The 12,463-nt window shown below is 66.8% G+C and carries 12 protein-coding genes; 2 read left to right on the top strand and 10 right to left on the bottom strand.

The window, feature by feature from the left end:
- Nucleotides 1–10: 10 nt before the first annotated feature.
- Both IC40_RS0112385 and aldR read right to left on the bottom strand, forming a co-directional pair.
- Nucleotides 11–841, bottom strand: a complete 831-nt coding sequence (locus IC40_RS0112385) for a hypothetical protein (protein ID WP_191293379.1) — start codon at nt 839–841, stop codon at nt 11–13.
- Complete coding sequence (aldR, locus tag IC40_RS0112380) at nt 838–1,353, bottom strand: HTH-type transcriptional regulator AldR (RefSeq protein WP_030135028.1); 516 nt, start codon at nt 1,351–1,353, stop codon at nt 838–840. Before aldR ends, IC40_RS0112385 begins: the two co-directional genes overlap by 4 nt.
- Nucleotides 1,354–1,445: 92 nt before the next feature.
- Here aldR and ald point away from each other — a divergent pair, with 92 nt between their 5' ends.
- Nucleotides 1,446–2,573 carry an alanine dehydrogenase gene (gene ald / locus IC40_RS0112375; protein ID WP_030135027.1) on the top strand — a complete coding sequence of 376 codons (1,128 nt, stop codon included), beginning with the start codon at nt 1,446–1,448 and terminating at the stop codon, nt 2,571–2,573.
- Nucleotides 2,574–2,591: 18 nt separating this feature from the next.
- Here the strand turns inward: ald and bla are convergent, their stop codons facing one another.
- The 7 genes from bla to IC40_RS0112340 all read right to left on the bottom strand — a co-directional run bounded on the left by bla (nt 2,592) and on the right by IC40_RS0112340 (nt 11,038).
- Nucleotides 2,592–3,488 carry a class A beta-lactamase gene (gene bla, locus IC40_RS0112370; protein WP_090559186.1) on the bottom strand — a complete coding sequence of 299 codons (897 nt, stop codon included), beginning with the start codon at nt 3,486–3,488 and terminating at the stop codon, nt 2,592–2,594.
- Nucleotides 3,489–3,502: 14 nt separating this feature from the next.
- A complete protein-coding gene (locus IC40_RS0112365) occupies nt 3,503–4,789 on the bottom strand; it encodes a M16 family metallopeptidase (protein WP_030135025.1) in 1,287 nt (428 codons plus the stop codon).
- Nucleotides 4,790–4,880: 91 nt separating this feature from the next.
- Nucleotides 4,881–6,527 (bottom strand): glutamate synthase-related protein, encoded by a 1,647-nt coding sequence (locus IC40_RS0112360; protein ID WP_081843426.1) that lies wholly within the window; start codon nt 6,525–6,527, stop codon nt 4,881–4,883.
- Nucleotides 6,528–6,676: 149 nt separating this feature from the next.
- A complete protein-coding gene (locus tag IC40_RS0112355; protein WP_030135023.1) occupies nt 6,677–8,932 on the bottom strand; it encodes a polyribonucleotide nucleotidyltransferase in 2,256 nt (751 codons plus the stop codon).
- A gap of 264 nt (nt 8,933–9,196) precedes the next feature.
- Nucleotides 9,197–9,649: an LppU family putative lipoprotein gene (gene lppU, locus IC40_RS0112350; RefSeq protein ID WP_051936972.1), complete on the bottom strand. Its 453-nt coding sequence runs from the start codon at nt 9,647–9,649 to the stop codon at nt 9,197–9,199.
- A gap of 44 nt (nt 9,650–9,693) precedes the next feature.
- Entirely contained in the window at nt 9,694–9,963 is a 270-nt protein-coding gene (rpsO, locus tag IC40_RS0112345; protein WP_030135021.1) for a 30S ribosomal protein S15, read from the bottom strand.
- A 97-nt stretch (nt 9,964–10,060) separates the two neighbouring features.
- Nucleotides 10,061–11,038: a bifunctional riboflavin kinase/FAD synthetase gene (locus IC40_RS0112340; protein WP_030135020.1), complete on the bottom strand. Its 978-nt coding sequence runs from the start codon at nt 11,036–11,038 to the stop codon at nt 10,061–10,063.
- A gap of 76 nt (nt 11,039–11,114) precedes the next feature.
- On the opposite strand from IC40_RS0112340, the gene mntR reads away from it, so the two are divergent.
- Nucleotides 11,115–11,819: a manganese-binding transcriptional regulator MntR gene (mntR, locus tag IC40_RS0112335; protein ID WP_030135019.1), complete on the top strand. Its 705-nt coding sequence runs from the start codon at nt 11,115–11,117 to the stop codon at nt 11,817–11,819.
- Here mntR and IC40_RS0112330 read toward each other — a convergent pair.
- On the bottom strand, nt 11,816–12,430 hold the full coding sequence (locus tag IC40_RS0112330) for a type II toxin-antitoxin system Rv0910 family toxin (protein WP_051644323.1): 615 nt from the start codon (nt 12,428–12,430) through the stop codon (nt 11,816–11,818). The two genes, mntR and IC40_RS0112330, sit on opposite strands and share 4 nt — an antisense overlap.
- Nucleotides 12,431–12,463: the final 33 nt, after the last annotated feature.

Raw genomic sequence — 12,463 nt, 5'->3', positions numbered from 1 at the left:
TCGCCCGCGGTCAGATCAGGGCATCGAGCGCGGCATCGGCGGCGGCCAGCGCCGCGGCGTCACGCTCTACATCGGATTTCGCGACGTGGTCTGCGTGGCGGGCGTCAGCAAGGTCGGCGGCGGCGATATCGACATCATGCTCGGCGGCCGCCAGCAATTCACGCGCCTGCTCGAGGCGTTGGCGCGCGGCGACGAGCGCGGCCTGCCGGTCCGCGACCGTGCCGATGGCGGCGGCGTGGACCTTCTCGGACTGTGCGAGCGCCGCTGCGGCCGCGCCGCGTCGCTCGACCAGGACGCGCCGCCGCTGACCGCCATCGGGACCGCGCGGGGCGGGGTCGTCGGTGTCGGGGCGGCCCGCACCGACGGCCATCGACACGCCGAAATCACCGAAGCCCGACCACTCCTCGGCCTTCTCCAGGCGACCGAGTCTGGCGTGTACCCCCGGATCTGCGATCGCCGCCTGCAGCGTGTTGGTGATGTCAGCACGCAGAGCGGGTGTCGGCGAGTCCACCCGTGCTGCCGCAAGGCCGGCCCGGGTGAGGTCGGTGACGACTCTGCGTTGCGCCGCGGTCAACTCGCGGATACGGGCACCATCCATGGCGGCGTGCGCAGCCTGCAACTGTGCACGCAGTTCCGCCAGCCGATCCGCAGCCGCGGGATCCGCCCGTACCAACGCGTTGACCACCCAGGCGGCCACGGTGGGCCGCCGCGCCGCACCGATCGTGCGAGCCGCTTCGGTTTCGCCACGTTTCTTCGCCTGCGCCACCAATTGGCCACGCAATGCAGTGAACTCGGGCGGCGGCACCCCGTAGAGCGTGTCCAGATCGTCCTCGATTGTCACAATGGCGACGCTCCCCGCAGATGCTCGAAGATCAGGGATGTCTGTGTGCCTGCGACATCGCCATCGGCATTGAGGTTCTCCACCACGAAGGCACGCAGATCTTCGGTGTCCCGTGCGGCGACGTGCAGAATGAAATCGTCACCACCGGCCAGGAAGTAGACGTCCATCACCTGCGGGCGTTGCCGGATCTGGGCGATGAAATCCCGAATACGGCCCCGCGCATTGGATTGCAGGCTCACCGAGATCATCGCCTGGAGGGTAAGGCCGACCGCCGCCGGGTTGATATCGGTGTAGAACCCACGGATCACTCCGATGTCCTGGAGTCGGCGCAGCCGGCCGTGACATGTCGACGGCGCGATCCCGACCGCCTCGGCCAACGCACTGTTGGACATCCGCGCATCCGCGTGCAGGGCGAGCAACATGCGCCGATCGATATCGTCGAGATCGGAGGGGCGAACATCTTTCGGTCCAGACGCCAACCGCGGACCACGGTTCGATGATCGTTCTGCCATGCTGCGAGCTTAGCGAATTATCGACATAAACATTGTGTGCTTACCGATGTTTATTCACACTTGATCGTACATCCCAGACTTTAGGAGCCATCATGCTCGTCGGCATCCCGACCGAGATCAAGAACAACGAATACCGCGTCGCGATCACGCCCGCCGGGGTGGCCGAGCTGACCAAGCGCGGTCACGACGTCATCATCCAGGCCGGCGCGGGCGCAGGCTCGGCCATCACCGACAACGACTTCAAGGCCGCCGGTGCCCAGATCGTCGAGAGCGCCGAAAAGGTCTGGGCCGATGCGGATCTGCTCCTCAAGGTCAAAGAACCCATCGAAGCCGAGTACGCGCGGCTGCGACAGGGCCAAACGCTGTTCACCTACCTGCATCTGGCCGCGTCCAGGCCGTGCACCGATGCGCTGATGGCCTCCGGCACCACCGCCATCGCCTACGAGACCGTGCAGACCACCGGATCGGACGGATCGGTCGCGCTCCCCCTGCTGGCCCCCATGAGCGAGGTCGCCGGACGTCTGGCCGCACAGGTCGGCGCGTACCACCTGATGCGTACCCAGGGTGGTCGCGGTGTGCTGATGGGTGGGGTCCCCGGCGTCGCGCCCGCGCGGGTTGTCGTGATCGGTGGCGGCATGGCCGGCGACAACGCCGCCGCCGTGGCATGGGGCATGGGCGCCCACGTCACCGTGTTCGATCTCAACATCAACACCCTGCGCAAGATCGATGCCGAATACGGCGGCGCAATCGAGACCCGGTACTCGTCCAGCCTCGACCTCGAAGACGCGGTGAAACAGGCCGATCTGGTGATCGGTGCCGTGCTGGTGCCCGGCGCCAAAGCTCCCAAACTGGTGACCAACTCGACGGTGGCGCAGATGAAGACCGGCGCGGTGCTCGTCGACATCGCCATCGACCAGGGCGGTTGTTTCGAGGACTCCCGTCCAACCACCCATGACGACCCGACCTTCGCCGTCCACGACACCGTGTTCTACTGCGTCGCCAACATGCCCGGCGCCGTGCCCCGGACATCGACGTATGCATTGACCAATGCCACCATGCCCTACGTGCTCAAGCTGGCCGACAAGGGCTGGCGGGAGGCCTGCCGCGCCGACCCGGCACTGGCGAAGGGCCTGTCCACCCATGAAGGCGCGCTGCTCTCCGAGCAGGTGGCCGGCGATCTCGACCTGCCGTTCACCGACCCCGCGGCACTGCTTGCCTGAATGTCGGGCGGCTGCGGGTCAGGCGAGCAGATCCGGTAGGACCAGCGCGGCGATCTCACCGATCACCGGCCGCAGCCCTTCGGCGTCGGGATCGGCGGACTGCGTTCGGGTCATGATCGACAACAGAACGCGAGAGCCGCCCGGTCCGTAGGCGATACCCACGTCATTGGTAGTGGCGTAATCACCGCTGCCGGTCTTGTCCGCAGTCGTCCAGTCCGGCGGCAGACCCGCCCGCATGCTCGACGTCTGGTTGGCCCGCATCCAACCGTCGAGAAGATCACGCTGCGCGGGTGGTAAAGCGTCACCCGCCAACAGATTTCGATATCCGGTACCCAGCGCCTCGGGCGTGCTGGTGTCGCGCGGATCGCCGGGGATCGCCGAGTTCAGATCGGTCTCCCAGCGGTCCAACCGAGTCTTGTCATCACCGATGCTGCGCGCGAAATCGGTGATCGCGCGCGGGCCGCCGAGTGTGGCGAGCAGCAGGTTGGCAGCCAGGTTGTCGCTGCGTTGCAGCGCGGCCTGGCACAGCTCGGCCAGTGTCATCTGCCCACCGGCACGCTCCTCGGTCACCGGAGAGTTCGGAAGGATCCCCGCCGGATCGACGAAAACAGGCTTGTCCAAGGAGAGTTCACCCTCGGCCACCCTTCTCAACACCGCCGCCGCCGCATAGGTCTTGAACGTGGAGCACATCGCGAACGGTTCTTCGGCGCGGTGCCGAACGGACATCCCGGAGTCCAGGTTCATCCCGAATACACCGATGAAGGCATTGTGCCGAGCCTCCAGATCGCGGATCCGCTCGGGCAGCGCGGTCGTCGGGGCGGCCAGCGCGGTATCGTCCGCGCAACCGGCGACCGACCCCACCGCCACCAGCGTCAGACCGCCGATCAACAGCTCGCGTCGTGACAGGCGCATCACCCGACTGTAACCCACTACCCCGGGATATCTCGAAGGCGCTGCGGTAGGGACCTTTTGGATTTGTACGGACCGAGCACCGCCGCACCGAGGGGTTTCGACAGTAAGCGACGCGCGACGGCGTTGACCTCGTCGAGAGTGACGGCGTCGATCTGCTCCAGAGTTTGGGCGATGCTGCGGTGCGCTCCGAAGTTGAGTTCACTGCGCCCGATCCGGTGCATCCGGGAACTCGAGTCCTCCAGCCCCAGCACGAGCCCACCACGCAACGAGCCCTTGGCGATCGCGCACTCCGAGGAGGTGATGCCGTCACGTGCCACATCGGCGAGCACGTCGGTGGCCAATCGCACCACCTCGTCGAACCGTTCGGGCAAGCAGGCCGCGTACACCGAGAAGGCGCCGGCGTCGGAGAACGTGTCCACACTCGAGTACACCGAATAGGCCAGCCCGCGACTCTCCCGGATCTCCTGGAACAGCCGCGAGCTCAATCCTCCGCCGATCGCGGTGTTCAGCACCGACAGCGCCCAGCGATGCTCCCAGTAGCGGCCCGGACTGCGCACACCGGCCAACAGGTGACTCTGCTCGGCATCCCGGCTGACCAGTTCCAGCGAGGGTGCCCCCGGCACCCGTCCGGTGCCTTTGCGGTGCGGGGCCGGAACACGATCGCGCGACAGTCGCGGACCGAAGTACTCCGTGGCCAGTCCGACGATGTGGTCGTGGTCGACGTTGCCGGCCACCGCCAGCACCATCCGTTCCGGTGTGTAGCGCCGCATGTGGAACGAGTGCAGCTGGGTGCGTGTCATGGCCGAGATCGAATCGACGGTGCCGATCACCGGTCTGCCGACCGGGTGATTGCCGAACATGGCCGACAGGAACACATCGCCGAGCGTGTCCTCGGGGTCGTCGTCGCGCATCGCGATCTCCTCGAGCACGACATCGCGCTCCACCTCGACGTCCTCGGCGGCGCAGCGACCTCGCAGGACCACGTCGGCCACCAGATCGACGGCCAGTTCCACATCGGAATCGAGCACATGGGCGTAATAGCAGGTGTGTTCGCGCGCGGTGAACGCATTGAGTTCACCGCCCACCGCATCGACGGCTTGCGCTATCTGCACCGCCGACCGGGTGGGCGTGGACTTGAACAGCAGATGCTCAAGGAAGTGCGCAGCACCGGCCACCGTGGCGCCCTCATCGCGCGAACCGACACCTACCCAGACACCCACCGACGCCGAGTGCACCGACGGGAGGTGCTCGGTGACCACCCGTAAGCCGCCGGGTAGGTCTGTTCGGCGCACTGCCGTCGACATCGGCGCTCCTCTCTGCGGCGACCCATGTTGCCGTATGCCTGTCGGGCACCCACACGCGGCCCACCCGTAGTTCGAGCCATCCACCGGCCACTCACAGGGGCATCACACCGGCGTAGGGCACCCCGCTCAGGTAGGCCATGTCGCGGTCGAAGGTCACCAGGTCGGAGATATCGAAATCGGCGAGTCGCCGGTGGCCACACGCCCTGGCCAGCACCGACATCAGATCGACCGATGCCTGAAGAAACCGTGCCAGACGCTGTCCCGCGACCTGGACGTCGAGCCGGTCGCGCAGGTGTTGCTGTTGGGTCGCGATGCCCACCGGACAGTTGTTGCTGCCGCAGGCCCGCATGCCGACGCATCCGATCGCCTGCAGCGCCGAGTTGGCCAGCGCGATCGCGTCCGCGCCGAGCGCCATCGCCTTGGCCATGTCGGCGGCCGTCCTGATACCACCCGTCGCCACCAGGGTCACCTCGCCGGACTTGCCGCAGCGATCGAGGTGCCGACGCGCCCGCGCGAGAGCGGGGATGGTCGGCACCGAGATGTTCTCCCGAAAGATCAGCGGCGCCGCACCCGTACCGCCACCGCGCCCGTCGATGATCAGGTAGTCCACCCCGATCTCGAGCGCGGCATCGATATCTTCCTCGATGCGCTGGGCGCTCATCTTGTAGCCGATCGGAATGCCCCCGGATCGGGCGCGGACCTCGGCAGCGAAGTCGGCGTACTGACCGACCGTCGTCCAGTCCGGGAATCGGGCGGGTGAAATGGCATCCGTCCCGGGGGCAAGGCCGCGCACCTCGGCAATCTTGCCGACCACCTTCTTCCCCGAAAGATGGCCACCGGTACCGGTTTTCGCTGCCTGGCCACCCTTGAAGTGAAACGCCTGCACGACGTCGAGCCGCTCGAAACTCCAACCGAACCGGCCGGAGGCAAGCTCGTAGAAGTACCTGGAGTTGGCCTGCTGCTCCTCGGGAAGCATGCCGCCCTCACCGGAACAGATTCCGGTGCCTGCGAGTTCGGCGCCGGATGCCAGGGCGACCTTGGCCTCCTGCGACAACGCCCCGAAACTCATATCGGTGACGAACAGCGGGATGTCGAGGGCGAGCGGCTTGGCTGCCGCCGGCCCGATGACCACGTCGGTGTCCACCGGCTCACCGTCGAGAAGCGGCGGGCGCGCCAGCTGCGCGGTGACGAACTGGATGCTGTCCCACGACGGCAGCTCCGAACGCGGTACCCCCATGGCGCCGGTCTTGCCGTGCATTCCCAGCCGAGATAGTCCGTGCTCGGCCAGTTCCTGGATATCGGCGACGTAGGGCTCCTCGGATGTCGGTGCCCGATCGGAGAATTCCGCCTGGTAGCCACCGTCCTGGGAGTGCGGATGGCCTGCCGCATGGGCCCGCACCGCCGCCGCATCGATCGCCACGTACCCGTCACGCACGGTGGTGTCGAACGTGGCCAGGGCCACCGAATTGTTCACCGGCGACACCCCGGAGTCCAGGTCGTAGCGCCAACCGTGCACACCGCAGACCAGGTGCGCACCCTCGACGTGACCATCAGCGAGGCGGACACCACGATGTGCGCACCGCCCGTAGAGAGCCGACACCGAATCGTCGGCGCGCCGGACCAGGACCAGGTCGACCCCGGCGAGGGTCAGGGGATGCGGAACGCCGGTCACCAGATCGGTCAGCCGGATCGTCGTTTCGTACTTCTCGGCGACCGAGGGCAAAGCGGCACTCCTCATTGCTGTGCGCCGAGCAAGTCCACCCAGCGGGGCTCCACAGCCGTCAGCATACGGAAAGCGCTTGCTGGTCACATTCTTTCGCAAGAAACGGAACATGCCCCGATGCCGTGTGGGCACCGGGGCATGTCTGTCGAAATGACGCTGTCGAACTACGCTTCCGCGCCGGCGGGCTCGGCCGCCTCGGTCTCCGGGGCGCTCGTCGAGCTCTCCTCGTCGACCAGCACCAGCGAGATCTTTCCGCGGTTGTCGATATCGGCGATCTCGACACGCATCTTGTCACCGACCTTGGCGACATCCTCGACCTTGGCGATGCGCTTGCCACGGCCCAGCTTGCTGATGTGCACCAGACCGTCACGACCCGGCAACAGCGAGACGAACGCTCCGAAGTCGGTGGTCTTGACCACCGTTCCCAGGAACCGCTCCCCCACCTTGGGCAGCTGCGGATTGGCGATGGCATTGATCTTGTCGATCGCGGCCTGCGCGGCCTCGCCATTGCTGGCGCCGACGAAAACGGTGCCGTCGTCCTCGATGGAGATCGACGCGCCGGTCTCCTCGGTGATCGAGTTGATCATCTTGCCCTTGGGCCCGATGACCTCGCCGATCTTGTCCACCGGGACCTTGATGGTGGTGATGCGCGGCGCGAACGGGCTCATCTCGTCGGGGGCGTCGATGGCCTCGGCCATCACCTCCAGGATGGTGATCCGAGCGTCCTTGGCCTGGGCCAGCGCGCCGGCGAGCACCTGCGAGGGGATGCCGTCGAGCTTGGTGTCCAACTGCAGGGCCGTGACGAAGTCCTTGGTGCCCGCGCACTTGAAGTCCATGTCGCCGAAGGCATCCTCGGCGCCGAGGATATCGGTCAGGGTGACGAACTTGCGCTCACCATCGACGTCGTCGGAGACCAGACCCATGGCGATACCGGCGACCGGCGCCTTGAGCGGCACACCGGCGTTCAGCAGCGACAGGGTCGAGGCACACACCGAGCCCATCGAGGTGGAACCGTTGGAGCCCAACGCCTCCGAGACCTGGCGGATGGCGTACGGGAACTCCTCGACGCTGGGCAACACCGGCACCAGGGCGCGCTCGGCGAGCGCACCGTGGCCGATCTCACGGCGCTTGGGCGAACCCACGCGGCCGGTCTCGCCGGTCGAGAACGGCGGGAAGTTGTAGTGATGCATGTAGCGCTTGGAGGTCTCGGGCCCCAGCGAGTCGATCTGCTGGGCCATCTTGACCATGTCGAGGGTGGTGACACCCATGATCTGGGTCTCGCCCCGCTCGAACAACGCGCTGCCGTGCGCCCGCGGGATGACCGCGACCTCGGCCGACAGGGCCCGGATATCGGTGACGCCACGACCGTCGATGCGGAAGTGGTCGGTCAGGATGCGTTGCCGCACAAGCTTCTTGGTCAGCGAGCGGTAGGCGGCGCCGATCTCCTTCTCGCGGCCCTCGAACTGACCGGCCAGGCGCTCGAGCACCTCGCCCTTGATCTCGTCGGTGCGGTCGTCACGCTCGGCCTTGCCTGCGATGGTGAGCGCCTGCGAGAGCGCCTCGGTGGCCACCGCGGCGACCTGCTCGTAGACATCTGCCTGGTAATCCGGGAACAGCGGGTACTCCACGGTCGCCTTACCCGCGGCGGCGTGCAGTTCCTCCTGCGCGGTGCACAGTGCCGAGATGAACGGCTTGGCGGCCTCCAGGCCCTCGGCCACGACGGACTCGGTGGGGGCACCGGCGCCGTCGGCGATCAGTTCGATGACCTTCTCGGTGGCCTCGGCCTCGACCATCATGATGGCGACGTCGTCACCGGCCTTACGCCCGGCTACCACCATGTCGAACACGGCGTCTTCGAGTTGCTCGACGGTCGGGAACGCAACCCACTGGCCGGCCTTGTTTTCAGGAGTGGAGATCAGGGCGACACGCACGCCGCCGACCGGGCCGGAGAACGGCAGGCCGGAAATCTGGGTGGACGCCGATGCGGCGTTGATGGCCAGCACGTCGTACAGATCCTTGGGATCCAGGCTGAGCACGGTCACCACGACCTGGATCTCGTTGCGCAGACCGGAGACGAAGGTCGGGCGCAGCGGCCGGTCGATCAGACGGCAGGTCAGGATCGCGTCGGTGGAGGGACGTCCCTCACGACGGAAGAACGAGCCGGGGATCCGGCCGGCGGCGTACATCCGCTCCTCGACGTCGATGGTCAGCGGGAAGAAGTCGAAATGATCCTTCGGCGACTTGCTGGCGGTGGTGGCGCTCAGCAGCATCGTCTCTTCGTCGAGGTAGGCGACGACGGAGCCGGCGGCCTGACGGGCCAGACGGCCGGTCTCGAAACGGATGGTCCGGGTGCCGAAGCTCCCGTTGTCGATGACGGCGGTGGACTCGAACACGCCCTCGTCGGTTTCAACTGCAGACATTGCAGCCTTTCTGGGTATTCAGCTGTTTTGCGCGTGCACGCGTCAGCGGTCCCCTGAAATCGGCTACGGCCGTCGATCGAAGCGGCCGGGGTTCGAACACCCCGGCAGCCACTACCGAAGACCGCCCGAACAGGCGGGCACTGCTGTGACGCGCAGGGACGGTGCGCGCGGAACTGCGCGAACCGCACCTTGTTGCTCGGGCCTGCTCATGAACACATGTGGCCCAAAACATCTTCATGTTACACCGGCGGGTGATGACCGCCTTCAGGCCACGTCATCGACACACACGGTGAACTCGCGTTGGTCATAGGCGTAGCCCATGCCGCTGCGGCACTGGTCGACATTGGCCACGCCGCGCAGGATCTCGGTGGCACGCTGCCGGTTCGGCTGTGCGGTGTCGGCACAATCCACCCGCACCGGATCGCGGCCGTTGTCGGGATCGACGCTCATGCATTGTCCGACAACCCAATCGACATCCATACAGATGGTGCTGGTGGTGTCGCTGAAGGTGCTGTGTGTGGAGTAGTAGGAATCCACATCGGTCGGACAACCGTCACTGGAGGTCGCGGTGGCCACGACCTTGAACGTCGAATCCGGGCTTCCACAGGCGGCCTTGACGGCATCCGGGCGATCGGGGGTACCGACCACCTTCAGACAGTCGCCGACCTGCAGCGCTGCGGCGGCGGCCGATGAGCAGCCGGTGAGTCCCCCCAACACACACCCGAGGGTGCAGATCGCGGCCAGGGCCGCGGTCCGGAGCGTCAGCGGCGCAGGCCGAGGCGCTCGATCAGCGAGCGGTAGCGCTCGACGTCGACCTGTGCGACGTACTTGAGCAACCGACGCCGACGACCGACCAGCAGCAGCAGCCCCCGCCGCGAGTGGTGATCGTGCTTGTGCTGCTTGAGGTGTTCGGTCAGATCCTGGATCCGCTTGGTCAGCAGCGCGACCTGGGCCTCCGGCGAACCGGTATCGGTGTCATGCAGACCGTACTGGCCGAGGATTTCCTTCTTCTGTTCGGCAGTGAGCGCCACGAAACAACTCCATCAAAAAGGTCCGCGAGGAACATCTGAGGCGCGGCCGCCGCGAACTGCAGCACACGCTGGGTCGGGACGGAATACTAACAGGACCTCAGCCCGCAGCGAGAATCGAGCGCGCCCGCTCGGTGTCGGCACCCATCTGGCGCACCAGATCCTCGACCGAATCGAACTTCTCCTGGCCGCGGATGCGCGCGATGAAATCGACTGCCACATGCTGGCCGTACAGATCGGCCTCGGCGTCGAGGACGAACGCCTCCACGGTGCGGGTTCGCCCGGAGAATGTCGGGTTCGTGCCCACCGACACCGCCGCCTGATAGCGCTCGCCGGGGGTCACCGTGCCGACGACCGGCCCGTGTCCCAGCACGGTGAACCAGGCCGCGTAGACGCCGTCGGCAGGGATCGCCGAATGCATGGGCGGCGCGACGTTGGCCGTCGGGAATCCCAGGCCCCGGCCGCGGCCGTCACCGCGCACCACGACACCCTCGACGCGATGCGGCCGGCCCAGCGCCTCCGCGGCGGCAACGACATCGCCGGCGTCCACGCAGGAGCGGATGTAGGTCGAGGAGAACGTCACCGACTCGTCGCGGGCGAATTCCTCGGATACCAGCCGCATCCCCTCGACCGCGAATCCGAAACGTTCACCGGCCTTGCGCAGCAGGTCCACATTGCCTGCCGCCTTCCGCCCGAAGGTGAAGTTCTCCCCCACCACGACCTCGACCACGTGCAGGCTTTCGACGAGCAGTTCGTGGATGTAGCGCTCGGGGGTGAGCTTCATGAAATCCGCGGTGAACGGCATCACCAGGAAGACGTCGACGCCGGTTTCCTCCACGAGTTCGGCCCGCCGGGCCAGTGTGGTGAGCTGCGCCGGATGGCTGCCGGGAAACACGACCTCCATGGGGTGCGGGTCGAAGGTCATCAGCACGGTGGGAACCCCGCGCGATCGGCCCGACTTCACGGCACGATTGATCAGCTCGGCGTGACCACGGTGAACACCGTCGAACACACCGATCGTCAGGACACACCGGCCCCAGTCCGTGGGGATGTCGTCCCGGCCCCGCCACCGCTGCACGGTCGCAAGCCTACGGCGCGGGTGTGGCAGCCGTCTGCCTGGGATACCCGCAACAGGCAAAGATTGCCTAAACTCGGTGACCGTGGACTCCAACAGCGACCCGCAGGAACTGACGACGGTTGCGCAGGATTACCTCAAAGTCATCTGGACGGCCCAGGAGTGGTCACCGGACAAGGTGAGCACGAAACTGCTGGCCGAACGCATCGGTGTGTCGGCGAGCACGGCGTCGGAGTCCATCCGCAAGCTGGCCGATCAGGGACTGGTCGATCACGCCAAGTACGGCGCGGTGACGCTCACCGACGCAGGCCGCAAGGCCGCACTGGCGATGGTCCGCCGGCATCGGCTGATGGAGACCTTCCTGGTACGTGAGCTGGGCTACGGCTGGGACGAGGTACACGACGAGGCCGAGATCCTCGAGCACGCGGTATCGGACCGCATGCTCGACCGCATCGACGCCAAACTCGGGTTTCCCACCCGCGATCCGCATGGTGATCCGATACCCGCACCGGATGGTCGGGTTCCCACGCCTCCGGCTCGGCAACTCTCGGTGTGCGCGGACGGCGAGGACGGCACCGTGGCCCGGATCTCGGATGCCGATCCGGAGATGTTGCGCTATTTCGACAGTGTGGGCATCACCTTGGATTCCCGGCTACAGGTGGTGGCCCGGCGAGACTTCGCCGGGATGATCTCGGTGGCTGTGCAGGCGCCGTCGAGCGACACCGCGACCTCCGTGACCGTAGACCTGGGAAGTCCTGCAGCAGAGGCGATCTGGGTGGTCTAACGCACCGCCCGCAACCGCGGGGCGGTGCCGCTCTCGACCGGCACGACGTCGGTGGCCGAATGCACCAGCCGCAACACGCGCGGCTTCGGCGCAACCTTCCCGTCGGCACACGCCAGGAGCTTCTGCACGCTCAGTTCGAGTTGCTCGGCCCCATCGCGCTCGATGGCAGCGATCAGCGGAGCGGTCAACAGGTCACCGGTGACCTCGCTGGTGACCGTGAGCTGTGAGCCACCCTCGGCGGCGTTGACCAGGACGGTGAACCGCGTGCGCAGCCCGGCCGCACCGGTACCGATGAGCACCAGGGTGCCCGGGGCGATCGCGGACTCGACCGTCCACTCCACGGTCCCGGACACGCCGAGCATCAGTGTCTCGGCGGTCATTCGGGCGCCGGGCACGAAGCCGGTCCGCGCCTGGCCGATCCAGCGCTGATGAACGGTCAGCCAGTCCGACCAGGTGCGCGGATCCGATAACGCCGACCACAGCGCCGTCGGAGCGATCGGCAGATCGACGGTGTGGGTCACATGGCCGACGCGCGCTCCCCGCTCACCATGCGCCCACGCGGGCTGGTAGGTGAACAGCGGATGGTCGCAAACCGGTGCGTGCTCGCTCATACCTTCTTCAACGCCCGGCCGGCGCAGAAAGTT

Origin of the sequence: Mycolicibacterium neoaurum ATCC 25795 (genome assembly GCF_000691525.1) — a bacterium.
Classification (GTDB): Bacteria; Actinomycetota; Actinomycetes; order Mycobacteriales; family Mycobacteriaceae; genus Mycobacterium; species Mycobacterium neoaurum.
This window is presented reverse-complemented; position numbering and strand designations above follow the sequence as displayed.